The 19,882-nt window shown below is 42.1% G+C and carries 11 protein-coding genes; all 11 read left to right on the top strand.

Going from position 1 to position 19,882, the window contains the following annotated elements:
* Positions 1–289 precede the first annotated feature (289 nt).
* Positions 290–4,507, top strand: a complete 4,218-nt coding sequence (locus tag AB5I83_RS09130) for a S8 family serine peptidase (RefSeq protein WP_448974695.1) — start codon at positions 290–292, stop codon at positions 4,505–4,507.
* 498 nt (positions 4,508–5,005) lie between these two features.
* A complete protein-coding gene (locus tag AB5I83_RS09135; protein ID WP_448974697.1) occupies positions 5,006–7,126 on the top strand; it encodes a M14 family zinc carboxypeptidase in 2,121 nt (706 codons plus the stop codon).
* A gap of 179 nt (positions 7,127–7,305) precedes the next feature.
* Positions 7,306–9,297 carry a metallophosphoesterase gene (locus AB5I83_RS09140; RefSeq protein WP_448974699.1) on the top strand — a complete coding sequence of 664 codons (1,992 nt, stop codon included), beginning with the start codon at positions 7,306–7,308 and terminating at the stop codon, positions 9,295–9,297.
* Between the two features lie 235 nt (positions 9,298–9,532).
* Positions 9,533–12,211 (top strand): glucosaminidase domain-containing protein, encoded by a 2,679-nt coding sequence (locus AB5I83_RS09145; protein WP_448974701.1) that lies wholly within the window; start codon positions 9,533–9,535, stop codon positions 12,209–12,211.
* A gap of 312 nt (positions 12,212–12,523) precedes the next feature.
* The gene (locus AB5I83_RS09150) at positions 12,524–13,672 is read left to right on the top strand and encodes a CDP-glycerol glycerophosphotransferase family protein (RefSeq protein ID WP_448974703.1); all 1,149 of its coding nucleotides are present in this window, start codon (positions 12,524–12,526) and stop codon (positions 13,670–13,672) included.
* A 30-nt stretch (positions 13,673–13,702) separates the two neighbouring features.
* Complete coding sequence (locus AB5I83_RS09155; protein WP_448974704.1) at positions 13,703–14,410, top strand: IspD/TarI family cytidylyltransferase; 708 nt, start codon at positions 13,703–13,705, stop codon at positions 14,408–14,410.
* Position 14,411: 1 nt separating this feature from the next.
* Positions 14,412–15,437: a ribitol-5-phosphate dehydrogenase gene (locus AB5I83_RS09160; RefSeq protein ID WP_448974706.1), complete on the top strand. Its 1,026-nt coding sequence runs from the start codon at positions 14,412–14,414 to the stop codon at positions 15,435–15,437.
* 105 nt (positions 15,438–15,542) lie between these two features.
* Positions 15,543–16,343: a LicD family protein gene (locus tag AB5I83_RS09165; protein WP_448974708.1), complete on the top strand. Its 801-nt coding sequence runs from the start codon at positions 15,543–15,545 to the stop codon at positions 16,341–16,343.
* Between the two features lie 168 nt (positions 16,344–16,511).
* Positions 16,512–17,246: a WecB/TagA/CpsF family glycosyltransferase gene (locus AB5I83_RS09170; RefSeq protein WP_448974710.1), complete on the top strand. Its 735-nt coding sequence runs from the start codon at positions 16,512–16,514 to the stop codon at positions 17,244–17,246.
* Between the two features lie 18 nt (positions 17,247–17,264).
* Positions 17,265–18,371 carry a glycosyltransferase family 4 protein gene (locus AB5I83_RS09175; protein WP_448974712.1) on the top strand — a complete coding sequence of 369 codons (1,107 nt, stop codon included), beginning with the start codon at positions 17,265–17,267 and terminating at the stop codon, positions 18,369–18,371.
* A gap of 38 nt (positions 18,372–18,409) precedes the next feature.
* Positions 18,410–19,873 (top strand): oligosaccharide flippase family protein, encoded by a 1,464-nt coding sequence (locus AB5I83_RS09180; RefSeq protein ID WP_448975268.1) that lies wholly within the window; start codon positions 18,410–18,412, stop codon positions 19,871–19,873.
* The last annotated feature ends 9 nt before the right edge of the window (positions 19,874–19,882 follow it).

The raw sequence follows: 19,882 nt of genomic DNA on the forward strand, positions 1-19,882 counted from the left end.
TATTGTCATAAGATAATGATGTCACTGAAAAAACATGGAGTAAATATACCTATACACGCATGAGAGATAAGTATATTAAACTTACAATAATATTGAAAAATTAACATTATTATCCGTAAACCTAGTAAATTTTAGAATTTTATAGTTAAATTCTACTAAAATTCAATTGACCAATATAACAAGAAAATATATAATTATAGCAATACTCTGACTTTTCGGAATAGGAATGGGAGGGATGAAGCCTTACATACTCTGGCAACATCAATAATAGATTTGGGGGAATTAAGGAATGAAAAGAAAAAACACAGGGCGCAAAATTGCCTCTAGTGTACTTGCATCAGCATTGGTTCTTTCTAGCTTTAGCTTTCCATTGACAAGCGCATCTGCAGCAGAGAATGCATATTCTTCAAAAATCAAGCAGATCGAGCAATATAAAGCGAAGCAGCTGAAACAGCTTGATGGTAAGTATAAGAAAACAAAAGCATCCTTGAAAGCAGAAGATAAAGTTCGTGTAATCGTAGAGGTTGAAGGGCAAACACCGGTTGAGTATGCAACTAAACAGGGTAAACTTTACAAAGAATTATCAGAAGATACTAAATCTTCCATTGATTCGAAGCTTAAAAAAGCGCAGAAGAGCGTAAAGGATAAAATCAAGTCCAAAAACATCCGTATGGATCACAAGAAGAGCTTCTCTACTGCTTTCAATGGTTTCAGCGGTGAAGTAACATACAAGGATATCGCGAAAATCGAAGGTGTTGCTGGGGTAAAGAATGTTTACCTGGCTAATGAATATAACCGTCCTGAAGAAGCTCCGGATATGAAGACAAGCCATAACTATATTCAATCCCAAGCTACATGGGCAGATGCAGGTCTTAAAGGTGAAGGTATGATCGTTTCTGTCATTGATACAGGAGTGGATCCTTCCCACAAGGATTTCGTATTGACAGACAGTTCACAAGCGGAATTGACGAAGGAAGAAACGGCTGCTTTGGTAACTGAAGAAGGCCTGAAAGGAAAGTACTATTCTGACAAGGTTCCTTACGGTTATAACTATTATGATGAGAACCAGACCATCCTTGACCTGGGTCCGGAAGCTTCCATGCATGGTATGCACGTTGCAGGAACAGTAGCGGCAAATGGTGATGAAGCAACAGGCGGAATCAAGGGTGTCGCACCTGAAGCACAGGTCCTTGGAATGAAGGTTTTCAGTAATGACCCTAACTATCCATCTACATGGTCTGATGTATATCTAGCTGCAATTGATGACTCTATTAAACTAGGTGCAGATGTTCTGAACATGAGCTTGGGATCCACAGCCTCTTTCTATGAAGAAAAGAGTGCTGAAAACCTTGCGATCACTCGTGCGGTAGATAATGGAATTGTCGCTGCTGTATCAGCAGGTAACTCCGGCCACATCGGCTATGGATGGGACAACCCTTATTCACAAAACCCTGATATCGGTTTGGTGGGTGCGCCAGGATTGAACACAAACACAATCCAGGTTGCTGCATCTGGTAATGATGCATACCTTTACCAGCACACTTTTACAGTTCAAGGAAATGAGTCCTTCTCTGCTGTAGGTTATGGAATCGATGGGTGGGTCAAGCTTTCTGAGGAAAATGGTCCTCTAGAAATGGTTGCTGTTCCAGGAGTCGGAGCTGATGCTGATTATGCTGGTGTAGACGTAAAAGGAAAGGTTGCAGTCGTATCACGTGGTTCATTATCATTCTATGATAAGACTGTTAATGCTGCAGAAGCAGGCGCAATCGGAATCATTGTCTATAATAATGGCGGATCTACTTTCTATCAAAATCAGGGCGGCTGGGATGTACCGTTCATGCTGATCCAGACTCAAGAAGGAAAAGACCTTCTGGCAGCAATTGAAAATGGCAATAACATTCTTAATGTAAGTCAGACTGATAAAAAAGAAGATGCTGAAATGGGCCGCATGACTGAATTCACTTCATGGGGAACAACTCCAAGCCTAGACTTCAAGCCTGAAATCACGGCTCCAGGCGGTAAGATTTATTCTACGCTGCAAAATGACAAGTACGGCGTAATGAGCGGTACGTCAATGGCCGCGCCGCACGTGGCTGGTGGATCTGCGCTTGTACAGCAATACCTGCAATCTGATGAGCGTTTCAGCGGAATGACTGCGGGAGAAAGAACAAAATTGGCAAAGGTTCTGCTTATGAACACAGCAGATGCAATCGATGATCTATATGGACAGCCGTTCTCGCCACGCCGCCAGGGTGCTGGAATGATGCAGACATTTGCAGCGGTCAACACTCCTGCGGTAGTTGTCGATAGCGCGACGGGTGAAGCGAAAGTAGGACTGAAAGATTTCACTTCCAAGCAGTTTGAAATGACATTGACTGCAAGCAACTTGACTGATGAGGAAGTTACGTACGGTGTGGACACTAGCGTTCTGACTGACTACTTCTATCAAGTTAATGGTGATGAAGATTACAATGCTTTGATTGCTGCGGATATGCCAGGTGCTGTAGTTGATGCTCCTGAAACCGTGACAGTACCAGCGGGCGAGTCTGTGGAATTTACTGTCAGCGTTGATTTGACAGACGCAAAGATCCCAGGTGAAGACAAAGATGGCAATGAAATGACTTATGATCTGAAGGAAGATATCTTTGTTGAAGGCTTCGTGACATTAACAGATGTTAATGGTGCAGAAGATGGAAAGCTTCTTCCGCAATTGAATGTACCGTACATGGGCTTCTATGGTGAGTGGGATCGTCCGGAAATCCTTGACGGATTTACTAGTCTTGGGGAGTCAAGATACTACGACCTTAAGTACCTATTCAAGTCTCCGAGTGAGATGTTGTTTGGTGCCGATGGAAACTTCAGTTACCAGGTTCCAGAGAAGGACTATTTTGCAGTATCTCCAAATAGTGATGGGTATTTTGACGATGTCTATCCGCTTCCAGCGTTCATGAGAAATGCAGCAGAAGTACAGTACAATGTACTGGATGAAAACGGTAAATTCCTTCGCCGAGTTCTTATGGAAAAAGACGTCAGAAAGAGTTTCTACGACGCTGGCGACGGAAGTCCTTACTCTTTCAATCCAGCTCGTGCATGGGATGGAAAAGTTAAATCCGATACTGTTAAAGATGGATTATATTATTATGAAATCAAATCAGTGATCGATTATGAAGGTGCTGAGTGGCAGAGCAAGAAAATCCCTGTATATATTGATACAACTGCTCCTGAAGTGAAAGCTACTTTTGATGCCGAAACATCAACAGTCAGCTGGGAAGCGAAAGAAGACGGAACAGGTGTAGAGTTTTACGCAATCTTTGTTGATGGCAAGCTAGTTGATCAGGTTGCAGGAAATGTTACGAACTATCAGTTAACAGACATTCCTGAAAAAGCGCTTGTTGAAGTGGCTGCAGTAGACTATGGATTCAATATCGGATTCGATATAGCTGCTGTTGGTGATACTGATATGCCGCTTATCTACCTTGAGGATGCTAGCCCAGAACCATATGGTGCGTACAATACGTTAGAAGTTCCGGTAAAAGGTTATGTGGAAGATGACTATGTAATCGAGAAAATTACTGTGAATGGCAAAGATGTTGAATTCACATTTAATGAAGAAAAATCACGTTATGATTTCTCGACTACGACTTCCTTCGAAAAAGATGGAAAGTATGACGTCATTGTTACGGCACTAGATTATTCTGGTAAAGAATTCTCGATTAACCGCAGAGTCTTTGTTGATACGACTGCACCTGAAATTGTAGTAGATGCACCAAAGAAGGTTGGGAAAGCAACAGAAGAAGTTACGTTGAAGCTTAATTTGAAAGACAACTTCAACTATCTATCTCTATATGTAGACAATAATCATGAGTTTGTTAAAGAGTTCGACAGCCCTGTAGAGATTGAATATGCTGCAGATGAGATGGTTGAAGTCACAGTTCCAGTTGCAATGGGCGAAAACACAATCGAGCTTAAGCTGACTGACCTAGGCGGAAACGAAACGGTCAAGGAAGTTAAAGTTGAACGTGCTGAACTCAAAAAAGGCTGGAAAAAAGAAGATAATAAGTGGTTCTACTACAATGAAGATGTTAAGCAAACTGGCTGGCTGAAAGATGGAACTAAGTGGTACTACCTGAACAAGGATGGCGTCATGCAGACTGGCTGGGTACAGGATGCTGGCAAATGGTACTTCCTAGAGAAATCTGGTGTCATGAAAACTGGCTGGGTAAAAGATGGCAGCAAGTGGTACTTCCTTGCTAAGAGCGGAGCTATGCAGACTGGCTGGGTTCAAGATGGAGGCCAATGGTACTTCCTTGAGAAGTCAGGCGCAATGAAGACAGGCTGGCTATTGGATGGCGGCGAATGGTACTACCTGAATACAAGTGGATCAATGCAAACTGGTTGGAAGCTTGTTGGTTCTAAGTGGTACTACTTCTACAAGAGTGGAAAGATGGCCAAGGATACTAAAATTGGCGGTTACAAGCTTGGAAAAGACGGAGCTTGGATCAAGTAATTAGCAGTAAAATGGCAAGCCAGGAACCATTGGTTCCTGGCCTTTTTTTATGTTTTATCATAAGGCAAAACAAAAAACCGAAAATCATTTTCGGTCTTGAAATCCTTTCATATGTTATAGTTTGCTAGCTCATAATCTTCCTTCTAGGCTTATTCCAGACTTTTATGTAGGTGAAACCCTCTTTGCATTTGAAGACTTTAATTCCCAGTAATAATAGAGGAGTCTTTATCTCTTTCATTTGGACCAAGGGCACAGAGAAACCTCCTTTTTCAAAAGTTTTTTGATAATTCAATTATATCTTTAAACAGAACATAATAGAATAAAATGTTCTCGATAAGAAACGACAAAATATGCAGAATTCAGGTTGCATCCCCCTATATTGTCTTATAACAGGAAATCCCTCATTCCATTTACTTATTTTCCTATTAAAGGTAGAAAACCGGTTTAATAGATTGCTATAATTGAGAAGGCAAAAACAACATAAGGAGACAACGTAGAATGAAGAAATTGGCAGTATCGGTATTGTTATTCAATTCCTTGCTATATCCTTTGAATGCTTTTGCGGAAACGAACTCTAGCAATCTCCAAGATTCGCATGAGCTTACTTTGCATCAGCAAGAGGACAAGCAGGAACAATCATCAAATGTGATGAATGCAGAAGAAGGAACGAAGGATCAAATTACTGATCAAGATTCAGAAGCCAGTAAGGAGACAACTGAGGATCCTGTGCAGCCTGTGGAGGATGACGAAACTTCGGAACAACCTTCAGACCAGGAGCAAACTGTAGAAGGTTGGGTCCAGGAAGGCGGAAATTGGTTTTACTATATCGATGGTGAAAAAGTTACAGGCTGGCATGACATTGAAGGATTCCAGTTCTATTTTGATCTGGGAACCGGAGCGCGTCAGCATGGCTGGATTGAAGTCGATGAGGAATTATTTTACCTAGACAGAGAGACAGGAGCAATGCAAACGGGCTGGCATGAGGAAGATGGCAAGTGGTACTACCTTGACCCGGAAACTGGTGCAAAACAATATGGCCATATTGAGTCCGAGGAGAAATGGTACTATTTAGACCCAGCAACCGGAGCGATGGAGCATGGCTGGCTGTTGCTTGAGAATAACTGGTATTACTTCAACTATAAGACTGGAGAAAGACATAGTGGCTGGCTTCAGGATGGAACGAAATGGTACTATCTTTTACCCGAAACTGGTGTAATGCAAACCAAATGGTTCAAGGTTGATGAAACTTGGTTTTATGCAGACGGTAAAACTGGTGAAAGGCAGACTGGCTGGCTAAAAGACGGAACGAAATGGTATTACCTCAATGATGATGGCTCGATGAGAATCGGCTGGGTTTATTATAAGTATAAATGGTATTACCTAAAGGATTCTGGTGCCATGGCGCTTGGGTGGGCCAAGGATGAAGGGAAATGGTATTATCTAGACCCAGGTGCGGATGGGGCAATGGATACAGGCTGGATTAAGTGGAATAACAAATGGTACTTCCTGAATAAAGACGGTTCGATGAAAATCGGCTGGCTAAAGTGGAATAGCAAGTGGTATTACTTGTATGATTCGGGAGCTATGGCCACAGGCTGGTATAAAGATGGAGATAAGTGGTACTATTCCTACAGCAGTGGTGTCATGGCAGCCGATACATATGTAGATGGTTATTACTTAGCGAAAAATGGTGCGTGGATTCCTGATATTGTCAATCCTCGTAAGGTATATACATATGATGAGATGGTCTCTGATATCATGGAATTCAAGAAGTATTATCCAGAATTAGTAACTGTACAGTCAATCGGCAAGTCTGTTGACGGTAGAGATCTATATGCATTCAAACTAGGTAATGGGCCGAAAGAGATTCTGCTGAATGGATCCCACCATGCCCGTGAGCACATGACTACGAACTTATTGATGGAAATGGCAGACCAGTACCTTCAGTCATATGAAAAGGGAACTACTTTTGCGGATTATAGTGTCAGGAATATCCTGAACAAAACTTCCATGTGGTTTGTACCAATGGTAAATCCTGATGGTGTAACCTTAGTTCAAAAAGGTGCTTACAGTACCAAGAATCCATCTTATGTCTTGATGTTGAACAACGGAAGCTACAATTTCTCCGAATGGAAGGCGAATGTACGGGGGGTTGATTTAAACCGTCAATATCCTGCCGATTGGGAGAATATCAGAGCAAATACCGGGAAGCCTGCACCATCCCATTTTAAGGGGTACAAGCCTTTGAGTGAACCAGAAGCATTGGCTTTATATGAATTCACTAAGGCACATAACTTCAAAATAGCCACGGCATACCATTCTTCAGGACAAATCTTGTACTGGAATTTTAAACAGACTGGCAGCCGATATACACGTGATTATAATATAGCCTTAAAATATCAAAGAATGACTGGATACAGCCTTGTTAAGCCAACAACGAACCCAAGCGGCGGGGGCTTCACGGACTGGTTTATCCAGGATATCAAGATGCCAGGCTTTACACCGGAAATCTCACCGTATACTTACGGTAAGCCAGTTCCGGTAAGCAGGTTTGATAGCATCTGGAACGAGAATAAAGCAGCTGGTTTAATGCTCGCGAATGAAGCGCTTGGTTTATAGGTTAGGCAAAAAAAGCAGCTCAGGCTGCTTTTTTTGTTTGGCCGGTTAATAATAAATATCGAGTTCGTAAAGATTTTTTATAATTTTTCGCTTTTTTGAATGGGAGTTTTGGTAGATTTTCAATATTGTGGAATTAGAGTATAATATATTTACCTAATTATAGAAGGGTAGGCAAATAAGTGTTTCGTATTTTTATTGTTATTGTACTTACCGTCGGGGGATATTTAGGATTAGCGAATACGGACTTTGCAAGTGCTGCAGAGACAGAGATTCCGAGGCTTCAGTTTCCGGTCATAAGTGATACTCATATTTGTGGGGAACCTCAGACTTTGGGGGGGATCCCAATTTGCCAGGATTATAGCCGAGATTTAAAGTTCGGGAGGGCACTCGAGGATTATCAAGAAACAGCACCTAATTACAAAGCGATTGCTGTTGTCGGGGATCTAACGAACCAGGGGCTTGAACAGCAATATCTCGCTTTTGGTCAAATGCTGAATCAATATGTGCCTTCTTACATAGAGAAAGTCTTTGCAATCGGGAATCATGAATTTTTCGAGAAAAAGTATAATCGAACTTTGACGGATGAAGATATGATTAACAGATTCCTTGCCCTGGCTGGCAAAGAACGATTGTATTATGACACATGGATTTATGGCTATCATTTCATTGTGCTTGGAAGTGAATCAACGGCAAGTGGTGACTATAATTCTGCGTTTATTTCTGAAGAACAATATCAATGGCTGGAAGAGAAAATTGCAGTCAATACATCAGAAAGTAAACCCATTTTTGTGTTCCTGCACCAATCTATCAAGGATACGATTTACGGGAGTGAATACTGGAGCGGAATTAGTGATTCCAGGCTCGCAGATATATTAAGGAAGTACCCGCAATCTATCCTTTTCACGGGTCACTCTCACTATCTGCTCGAACATCCAAGAACTGTTTACCAGGATGGGTTCACTATGGTCAATACTGGAGCAGTTGCATATGGCTATTATGATGGCGGGAATCTATTTGGCAAATCGCAGGGGTTGTTGGTGAATGTCTTCAAGGACCGTGTAGAAATTAAGGCGAGGGACTTTGGTACTCAAGCTTGGATTAATCAATACTCGATTGAGGTACCCTATAAAAAGACCTATGATGACATTGATTTGCCTGCTTTCTCTGAAGGATCTAGCATAACTATAGATTCAGTGGATCATAAATCAGCGAGGGTTTCCTGGGATTCGGCGACAGATAATGGCATTATAGAAAAGTATGAAATTTATTTGAATGGTAAACTATGGGACACAAAATATCATCGTTATTGGGAGGATGGTGTGTCCGTCGAAACAGTTATGTTGAATGGTCTTTTACAGCATACGGATTATAATATTGAAGTCATTGGCATTGATGGCTATGGAAACAAGACTCAAATTGGTTTGAAAACATCATTCCAGACTACTTGGACATATAGTGGCTGGGTTAATGAAGATGGTAACTGGTATTACTATGACCCTGAAACGGGAACGACTAGAACAGGATGGGTCGATTATGAAGGCAAGAGATTTTACATGAATGAAACTGGCATCATGCAAACAGGTTGGATATCAGTGGATGGCATGTGGTATTACCTGGATGAAAAGGGTGTCATGCAAGTTGGATGGAATTTGTACAAAAACAAGTGGTATTACATGGATGAAACAGGCGCCATGCAAACAGGCTGGGAATTAGTGAATGGAAAGTGGTATTATCTATCCGAAAACGGCACGATGGTTAGCGGCTGGTTATTGGAGAAGGACAAATGGTATTATCTAGCTGCAGATGGCTCCATGAAGACTGGGTGGCTCAAGTCAGGAACAAATTGGTATTATTTGTCGTCAAAGGGTATGGTGACGAATTGGAGCCAAATTGGAGGCAAATGGTACTTCTTTGATCAGAACGGAGCAATGAAGACCGATTGGATCAAAGATGGTGAGAAGTGGTACTATCTAGAATCCAGTGGTCCAATGAAGACAGGGTGGCTTAAATACAGTGACGCATGGTATTATCTCGAAATGAGAAGCGGCGTCATGGTCAATGGCTGGAAGTATATTGACGGAAAATGGTACTATTTTTATGGAAGCGGGAAAATGGCTGTAAATACTACTATAAATGGTTATAAAATTGGAGCAAATGGCGCGATGTATTGAGTTATAAGATCAGGACACTCTCCTTTAAAAGGGAGAGTGTTTTTTTATTCGACAAATTATTTAAATATTTAAAAAATATGAAGCTGTTTATGCTATAATTTAAAAAGCCAATAATTACCACGGGGAGGTCCTCATAAATAACTAAAATTCTATAAATATATTAAACTGGGTGTCGATATATAGAGTAGATTTCATCAGAAAAAAGAGAGATAGAAATAACAGGGGGAAAAGGGTCTTGAAAAAATATGTGTTGCTTGCTGCCATGTCTCTGCTTCTTGTTTTTTCATCCAGTGCGAATGCGTACACAACAACAGGATGGAAGTTGAAAAATAATTACTGGTATTATTACCATAAGGATGGATCGCTCGCCAAAGGCTGGGTTTCATACAATGGGAAGTGGTATTATCTTGCGAGCAACGGGGTAATGCAAACAGGCTGGGAACTTGTAAAGAACAAGTGGTATTACCTTGAGAGCGGCGGTGCAATGAAGGAAGGCTGGCTGCTGTATAAAAACAAATGGTATTATCTTAAGCCAAAATCCGGCGATATGAAGACCGGCTGGCTGCTGGATAAATATAAGTGGTATTACCTCGAGAGCAGCGGTGCGATGAAGGAGGGCTGGCTGCTCTATAAAAATGATTGGTATTATTTGAAAACGAAGTCGGGTATCATGGCAGAGGGCTGGCTTGAGACTGGCGGCCATAAGTACTTTATGGATTCTTCAGGGAAGATGGTATCTGGACAAGTCATGATTGCTGGTAAACCTTACATATTCTCTAAATCCGGAGAACTGATCGAGGACAAAGTGACAGGCTGGTTCCAAATTGGACAAGACCGGTACTATTACAATGAAGATTTTACCGCAGCTACAGGTTGGAAAACTATCGAAGGAAGCAAGTACTTCTTTTCCAATAATGGAATGATGAAAACTGGCTGGCATGTAGAAGGTGAAAACACCTACTATCTCGATCATGATGGCAAAATGGCTGTTGGCTGGAGAACCATTGACGGTTATCGCCACTATTTTGATGAAGATGGAGTAATGGCTACGACTGGCTGGATTGAAGATGGGACGAAGCGCTATTACCTAAAAGAGGATGGGAAAACACTCGTCGGCTGGCTGGAAGAAGCCCACAATAAATATTACTTTAACGCTGACGGCAGCATGGCAACAGGCTGGACCGTGATTGCGGACAAACGTTACTTTTTCGGCGAAGATGGTTCGATGAAGACTGGCTGGATTATTGAAGGTAATGACCGCTATTACCTTAACAGCAAGGGTGAATCAGTGACCGGCTGGCTGCTTTACGAAAATCAATGGTATTATTTCAGTCCTGAGGGAAAAGCTGCGACGGGCTGGGTGAACGTCAGCGGGAAGCTTTATTATTTGAACGCGGAAGGCATCATGCAGACTGGCTGGCTGACTGTCGACGGAAAGAAATATTTCCTGAAAGACAGCGGTGCTGCTGCAATTGGCTGGTTTGCTTTAGGAGAAAAGAAATATTTCTTCAATAATGATGGATCTATGTACAACGGCTGGCAGGTTGAGGGAGCCAAACGCTACTACTTTGGCGTAGATGGACTTGTTGGACCAGGTTGGCTGCTGATTGACGGCCACTACTATTACTTTGGCAGCGATGGAGCTGCCATGACCGGCTGGCTCACAGACGCCGGGAAAAGATACTACCTCGAAGCTGATGGGAAAAGAGCGATAGGCTGGAAGACCATTGATACAAAACGCTACTACTTCAGCTCAGGCGGAGAGATGGCATCAAGCAAATGGGTCAAGCTTGAAGGAACCTGGTATTATTTTAATCAGGATGGAACGGTGAAAACAGGTTGGCTATTATATCAGGGGTACTGGTACTACCTTGGAGCAGAAGGTGCCATGGTGACGGGGTGGCTGCAGGATAATGGCAAGACTTATTATCTGGATGCAGATGGAAAGATGGTAACCGGTGAGCAGACAATTGATGGCCGGGTATACTACTTTTATGAAAATGGCGCTCTAAATACCGGGCCAATCATTTCGAATACAGCATATGACCTGACATTTGCTGAAATGTTACAAAGACAAATGGCTGTTTCGCCACAGACTGATAAATACAGGAATGATAAGGCGTATGTCAGCGGAGATTTTGTCAATGTCAGTGCCAGCACTCCTAATGTTGGGACTGTGACAGCTAACAAGCTGAATGTAAGGGCTGGAATGGATACTACCCATCATATATATGGATATGTCTATTATGGAACTACTGTTCAAATCGTAGCTAAAGTTGGAGACTGGTACGAAATCAAGTTCGGTGCATGGAGAAATGCTAAAGCAGAAGATGTAGCATATTACCTGAATCCGAATAACTTCAGCCAAACTGATGATTCGTATTATCAATTTCTTTCACTATCAAAGAACACCCAGGCAACTGCTGCGGAAATCAATGAGAAGATCCTTGTCAAAAAGGGAATCCTGACAGGGAAAGCAGAGGCATTCATCAAGGCGAGCAAGGACTATAGTGTGAATGAGATTTATCTCATTTCGCATGCTTTGTTAGAAACGGGCCATGGAACATCCGAACTCGCTAATGGAGTAACCATTAATGGTAAGAAAGTTTACAATATGTATGGTTACGGAGCATATGACAATTGCGCTTTATCATGCGGAGCACAGTTCGCTTATGATCAAGGATGGTTCACGCCTGAAGATGCTATTATTGGCGGAGCACAGCTCATCGCCAGCAAATACATCCATCAAGGCCAGGACACACTCTACAAAATGCGCTGGAACCCAGCCAACCCAGCAAGACACCAATACGCAACAGACATCGGCTGGGCCGCAAAACAAGTCAACAGCTTCAGCAAACTATACGCATTACTCAAATCACCAACACTGTACTTCGATGTACCACAGTATAAATAAAGAGGTGCCTGTCACCACCCGAAATTTGTCGAATCAAAAGCCTGTATCCAGAAGCGTTGCCGTTTCTGGATATCAGGCTTTTTTATTTTGGTGTTTTGAAATTCGACGAATTCGACGGGTGCCTGTCACCACCCGAAATTTGTCGAAGGGGCTATTTGGTGATATCTGTTGAAATTTGTAATTAGTTTGTTTATCATTAATAGGAAAACATTTTATGACTACATGCCTATAGCGATGATAGATGAAGCGATATTTATGGAAGCAATATCGCTTTTATTATGTTATAGGTCAAGGATTGGCAGGAATTCTAAGATGAAGCAATTGATCAAGAAGCTGTACCAGTTTATTTTCTATAAAGTATTGTACAATCTCTTCAAGTTGCTGCCGGTAAATGAGAGGAAGATCATTTACATTTCTCATTATGGGAATCGATTTGGCTGTAATCCTAAGAGTATGTACGATCACATCAAGGTACATTATCCCGAGTACACGAATGTCATAGTCCTGAACAAGGCAGATGTGAACAATGAGCATGCTGGAGATAAGGTTGTCGGCTACTATTCAGTTTCGTTCCTGCATGAACTGGCTACTTCGAAGTACTGGGTAGTCAATACGAATCTTCACCCGGACTTGTCGCCTCGTAAGGAAACGGTATACCTGCAGACATGGCATGCTGCTGGCGCATTCAAGAAGTTCGGACTTGACCTTCCGGAGAGCAGGGGGCAAGAAAAGGATAGCTGGAAGCGGGATACATCCCACTGGACAAAGCTGATTTCAAGTTCAGAGAGCATCGTCGAAACATACGCGAGCGCTTGCGGCATTGATCAAAGGAAGATTTATCCGATCGGACTGCCGCGTAATGATATCTTCTTCAAGACGAATGATATCGCCAAAATGAAAAAAGACTTTTACAAAGACTACAATATACCTGATGACAAGAAAATCATCCTGTACGCACCAACCTACAGGGACACTGATAATGATAACCCAATCAACCTGGATTTTAGCAAACTCCAGAAAGAGCTCGGCCAGGAATACGTTTTTGTCCTGAAATTGCATCCGTTCCTTGCGAACTATAAATTTAAAGCAGCGACAAAGGAAGAAGAACAATTCGTCCTGAACTTGTCATCCATCGATGATATCCAGGATCTGCTGCTGATTGCTGATGTCCTGATCACAGATTATTCTTCGGTCATTTTTGACTTCGCCATCACAGGCCGTCCAATGATTTTTTATTCATATGATTTGGATGCTTATGAGAGAGGCTTCTACTTCGACTATAGAACTAAGCTGCCTGGACCGATTGTTTTTACCCAGGAAGAGCTTGCAGCTGAATTAAAGGATTACCAGAGGCTATCGGAGACTTATCGCGAAGATGTCTTACAATTTGCGAAAGAATACAATGCCGGATTCGATGGGAAATCGACCGAAAAAGCAGTCAAGCTGCTGCTGGAGCAATAACACCAAAAACGATGAAACGAGGTATGAATCATGATATACGCAGAAATCCTTGCAGGCGGAAAAGGAACACGAATGGGCAATATCAATATGCCGAAACAGTTTCTTACATTGAATAACAAACCGATTATTATTCATACTATTGAAAAGTTCATCTTGAATGACAGATTCGATAAAATCCTTGTCGTGACACCAAGCGAGTGGATCAATTACACAAAGGATATCATTCGCAAGCACATCGGCGAAAACCATCCGATTATTGTAGTCGAAGGCGGCAAGGATCGTAATGAATCAATCATGAGCGGAATTCGTCACATATCTGATAATTTCGGGCTGAATGATGATGATATAATCGTTACCCATGATGCAGTTCGCCCATTCCTGACACATAGGATCATCGAGGAGAACATCGACGCTGCTCTAGAAAGCGGTGCTGTTGACACAGTAGTAAGCGCGGTGGATACGATCATTGAATCTGAGGATGGAGTCTATATTTCCAACATCCCGAAGCGTGACAATATGTATCAGGGACAAACACCCCAAAGTTTCAGTATTAAAAAACTTGTTGAGCTTTATAATTCACTGTCAGAAGACCAAAAGAGCATTTTGACTGATGCTTGTAAAATCTTCACTCTATATGGAGAAAAAGTGAAAATCGTTAAAGGCGAAGTATTTAATATCAAAATCACTACTCCGTTTGATCTTAAAGTGGCAAACGCCATGATACAGGAGAAGATGTAAAATGATAAATCAAGTATACCGTCTTGTGTCGGCTAGGCAATTTGAGATTAGTTACAATGACCATTCGATTAACTCAGAATATATTGCCATTCGTCCAACACATTTGTCGATTTGCAATGCTGACCAGCGATATTATACTGGAACCCGGGGAAAAGAGGCGATGGCTAAAAAATTGCCGATGGCTTTAATTCATGAAGGAATCGGGAAAGTCGTCTATGACCCGAAAGGCGAGCTCAAGCCTGGCACTAGTGTGGTAATGGTTCCGAATACCCCGGTAGAGAACGATGAAATCATTGCTGAAAATTATCTTAGGTCGTCTAAGTTCCGTTCTAGCGGATTTGACGGTTTTATGCAGGACTATGTGTTTATGGACCGAGATCGGGTCGTAATCCTGCCGGAATCTATCAATCCGCATGTCGCGGCTTTCATAGAATTAATCACCATCAGCATGCACGCCTTAAAGCGTTTCGAGGCAAAAGCGCATTCCCGAAGGAATTCATTCGGCATCTGGGGTGACGGTAATTTAGGGTTTATCACTGCATTAATCCTGAAAAAGCATTATAAGGATAGCAAAGTATATGTTTTTGGAAAGACTCAGTGGAAACTTGATAACTTCTCATTTGCTGATGAAACCTATTTGATTGATGATATCCCTGAGAATGTCCGGATTGACCATGGTTTCGAATGTGCAGGCGGGAAAGGCAGTCAATATGCTATCGACCAGATCATCGATCATATTCATCCGGAAGGTTCTATAGCCATTCTTGGTGTTTCAGAGTATCCTGTTGAAATCAATACAAGAATGGTACTGGAAAAGGGACTGACGATTATCGGAAGCAGCAGAAGCGGAAGGATAGACTTCGAGGATACAGTGAACTTCTTGGACGAGCATAAAGAAGTAGTTGATTATTTGACTACAATCGTCGGTTCAGTGAATGAAGTTAAGTCCATCCAGGATGCTATCAAGGCCTTCGAGTTCGACCTTTCTACTTCATGGGGAAAGACGATTATGGAGTGGAAGATTTAACCTGGAATCTAAGGCATTCAAAATATTAAATATCACGTTATAGTAGTTTCATTAAGTTTTTAACTACTAAATTATCTTACATCTGATTCAAAGGGGGATAGACCATTGGAAAAGGAAATAGATCAACAAAACCCTCTTTTGGCAGCTCAGAGTGTGATGACTGATATGCTTTTTGTGATACACCAGATTTGTGAGAAGCATGAGATCAAGTACTGGCTGACGGACGGTTCATTGCTTGGATCGATTAGGCATAAGGGATTTATACCTTGGGATGACGATGCTGATATAGGAATGATGAGAGAAGATTACAATAAGTTTCTGCGAATTATCCAAGAGGAACTGCCTTCTCCCTATAAAGTACAGTCTAAAGTTCACCAAACGCATGGGCTGCATAACTGGTTGAAAATTATGTACATGGAAGATTTCGAGTGGGTTGATTGGTGGGGTAACTGGACGAAAGGCCTGTCCATCGATGTGTTCCCGTTTGATTTTGTTCCAGAAAAGTACGAAAACAAGAAGTCTATGAAGGAAAAACTGATAAACAGGGTAGCAACCATTCGATATCCATTAAGTGGGAACCCGTTGAAAACAACGATTCAACGGACAATTAATAAAGTGAAAATCCACAATATTTACAGCAAGTACAATAAACAAACAAATATTGTGACATACGGTATCGAACTGCCCTATTACGGCTGGGCATACTTCAATGTAGATGAAATCTTCCCATTGAAAAAAGGGCAATTCGGGAAACATGAATTTTATATACCAAATAACTATGAACGATACCTTGAAAAACTCTATGGAAACTACATGGAACTCCCAAAACCAGAAGACCGGGTAAGCCACATGGCAAACCTTAAATTCTCAAGACCACAGATGTCCGACAACAAACCGCAAAAATAAAACGGTCCTACGATCGTTTTATTTTTTGTATTTCGAGCGGTGCCTGTCACCACCCGAATTTTGTCGAATACCGTGTTTTGTAGGTTGGGCATCTGTCTCCGTATGAAGTTATCATTGGGGTGGTGCCTGTCACCACCCGAAATATGTCGAAAGTTAGGGGTTTTGTTTGTGCGTGATTTAGTTGATATTTTAGGTGTTAAGTTTGTTAGGTTGGGTCGGGGGGAGATTCTTTCTGCGGTTGAGGGGAGTATTGACAGCGGTGGGAAGATGTTTGTTGTTACGGCGAACCCTGAGATTGTGATGCATGCGAAGGATCATCCTGATTATATGAGGACGGTCTCTAATGCGGATATGGTGATTGCGGATGGGATTGGCGTTATAATCGGGTCTAAGATCCTTAACACCCCTCTGCCTGAAAGGGTTGCTGGTTTCGATCTGCTCACTGAGCTCCTCAAGCGAGGAAACGAGAAGAACTGGCGTGTTTTTTTCCTTGGAGCTAAGGATGAAGTGCTTCAGGAAGCTGTCAGGAACGTGAAGAAGGACTATCCGAACCTGGTCATAGCGGGTTCGCACCATGGGTATTTCAAGGATGATGACACGAAAGTCGCTGATCTGGTAAGAGAAGCACAAGCGGATATGGTGTTCGTGGCTCTCGGTTTCCCAAGGCAGGAAAAATGGATTGAAACGTATATGCCAACATTCGATAAAGGTTTATTCATGGGCGTCGGCGGCAGCTTTGATGTCCTTGCTGGGCATGTCCAGCGAGCACCGGACATTTGGCAAAAGCTGAACCTTGAATGGCTGTACCGGCTTTTGAAGCAGCCCTCTAGATGGAAAAGAATGCTGGCACTTCCTCTGTTCATTGTCGAGGTCGTCAAAGAAAAGAATAGGCGGAAACGCTAATCGAAGGGAATCTATTCTATGAAAGTTCTTCATTTAAATGCGGGAAATGAAACGGGCGGAGGCATGCATCATATTCTTCTGCTCTTGAAGCATATGAAACGGGACGAGGTAATTCTAGGTGTTTTCGAGGAAGGTGAGATGTCACGAAGGGCTGAAAAGCTTGGCATCACAGTAAAACTCTTCAAGCAATCCTCGAGGCTGGATTTTTCAGTGGTCGCCGCTGTTTCTGAATACGTAAACGAGAATCATGTTGATATCATTCATACACACGGTCCGAGGGCGAATCTGTTTGGCACTTTCCTGAAAAAGAAAACGAGCGCTAAGTGGGTGACGACCATCCATAGCGACCCACGTGATGACTTTATGGGACAAGGCACCAAGGGGAAGGTGTTCACCTTCCTTAATACTTGGTCCATCAAAAAGGCAGATCATTTATTGGCCATCTCTGAAAAATTCCATGATATTCTTCATGAAGAATATAAAATCAGCAAAGATAAAATCACGACGATCCTCAACGGCATCGAGTTCGACGCCGTATCCGGAAAGCCTTATAATAGACAGCAGTTCGGACTGAATGATGACGAACTTGTGGTCATCATGGTGGCAAGGCTCGAAAAAGTAAAGGATCATCTGACCGCTTTTAAAGCAGTGAAGCACGCAATTGACCATGGAGATAAGGTCAAACTGTTATTGGTAGGCGATGGAAATGAAAAAAATGTTTTAGTCTCTCATGTTGAGCAGCTTGGACTAAAAAAAGAGATCCTCTTCCTTGGCCACCGTGACGATGTAATTGATCTATACCCAATGGCTGATTTGGGCATCCTCACTTCCAAAAGCGAGAGCTTCCCACTGGTACTGCTCGAGGCTGCTAGGGCAGGTGTTCCGGCTATCAGCACAGATGTAGGAGCAGTCCGCAGAATGATTCCATCAGCTGAGCATGGATGGGTACATGATGGTGGAGACTACAAAGGAATTGGAGACTCACTACTTAAGGCTGCCGAACTGAAGAAAGTGAACCAATTATCACTCATTGGAGAGGCTTTCCGTGAGCATTGCCGCTCAAACTTTTCAATCATGAACCAAGTCGCAGATGTCAACAAGGCCTATACTAAAATCTTAAGTTAACATACTTACTTAAGACTGGATTGGATATGAAACGAAATATGGAAAAATCTCTTTTTAAAAATGCCATTTATAAGATAGCGTTAAATTTCTTTAACTTAATCGTCCCGATCCTGATCGGCCCTTATGTGTATCGTGCTTTAGGCGCTGACTCCATTGGTAAAGTGAAATATGGAGAGTCCATTTTCAATTACTTCTTCATTTTCGCGACATTTGGGATTTACCAATACGGGCTCCGGGAAATCAGCAGGATCAAAAAGGATAAGACTAAGGTAGCCCAGCTTTTCACGACGTTGTTCACATTCAGCTTGATCACGAACGCCGTTACGATGGCTGCTTACTTGTTAGTGACTTTCCTGGGGTATGGTGACCATTACCTGTTCCCGATTCTCCTTATCTTCTCATTCAGCTTCGTCATGAATATCTTTTATGTTGAATGGCTGAATGAGGCATTTGAAAACTATGATTTCATCACAATCAAAACGATCATCGTAAAAATCATCTATGTCGTCCTATTGATTGCTCTCGTAAAAAGTTCGGCAGATTATTTGATTTTCACATCACTTCTAGTAATGACGACAAGCCTGAACAATATCATCAGTTTTGTTTATATAAAAAGACAAGTGAAGTTTGATTTTTCACATATGAAATTCAAGCCTCACATTAAACCGTTATTTTTGGTAGTTATCTTCATGAACGGGAATATCCTTTATTCCCAGTTGGATATCTTCATGCTAGGTCGTTATGTAAGCGATGCGGCCGTATCATTCTACGTCATGTCGAAGCAGATTACAACGATAATAAGCGCACTGATGCTCAGCGTTGTACAGGTGACAATACCAAGGCTTTCCTATATACTCGGTTCATCCAATGATGAGGAATCCTATGTGAATCTCGTACAAAGAGTTGCAAGGATATATTATGCTGTCCTTTTCCCTGCAGCTGTAGGCCTGCTGGCAATATCTGACCTGGGGGTAATCGCTTATGGAGGCGGTGAGTTTGCCGGAGCTGGTTCGGTCCTTGCTGTCTACTCCATCTACATGATTTTCGTCGGTACTGACAATGTCCTCGCCAACCAGGTCATGTATGTGAAAAAGAAAGAGAATATCCTCGTCAGGTTCATTGTCATTGGCGGTATTTTCAACTTGATGCTAAATGCTATTTTTGTGTACCTAGATCTATTCAGTGCTGCGGTGGCCATTGGGACGACAGCTGCATCAACGGTATTGCTTGTTGCGATGGAATATTACTATATCCGAAAAAGGCTGGATATACCTTTATACCTTTTTAACAAAACCAACATGAAATACCTGCTATTCTCACTGACATTCTTCCCGATTTCTTATATTCTGAGGAGTTTCATCTCAGGTACTTATGTTCTTTTCACCGTCATCGTACTGGCATGTATTGCCGTCTATGGTGCACTGATGTGGCTGACCAAGGACGAAATGCTGTACCTGCTGCTTGATAAAGTGAAGAATAAATTGCCTGGGTTTAAGAAATGACCATAACAA

The organism is Mesobacillus sp. LC4, from assembly GCF_053543455.1.

Bases quoted from the DNA above. Each gene is read 5' to 3' on its own strand.
- AB5I83_RS09130 (WP_448974695.1), top strand. From the start codon at position 290: ATGAAAAGAAAAAACACAGGGCGCAAAATTGCCTCTAGTGTACTTGCA.
- AB5I83_RS09135 (WP_448974697.1), top strand. From the start codon at position 5,006: ATGAAGAAATTGGCAGTATCGGTATTGTTATTCAATTCCTTGCTATAT.
- AB5I83_RS09150 (WP_448974703.1), top strand. From the start codon at position 12,524: ATGAAGCAATTGATCAAGAAGCTGTACCAGTTTATTTTCTATAAAGTA.
- AB5I83_RS09155 (WP_448974704.1), top strand. From the start codon at position 13,703: ATGATATACGCAGAAATCCTTGCAGGCGGAAAAGGAACACGAATGGGC.
- AB5I83_RS09160 (WP_448974706.1), top strand. From the start codon at position 14,412: ATGATAAATCAAGTATACCGTCTTGTGTCGGCTAGGCAATTTGAGATT.
- AB5I83_RS09175 (WP_448974712.1), top strand. From the start codon at position 17,265: ATGAAAGTTCTTCATTTAAATGCGGGAAATGAAACGGGCGGAGGCATG.
- AB5I83_RS09180 (WP_448975268.1), top strand. From the start codon at position 18,410: ATGGAAAAATCTCTTTTTAAAAATGCCATTTATAAGATAGCGTTAAAT.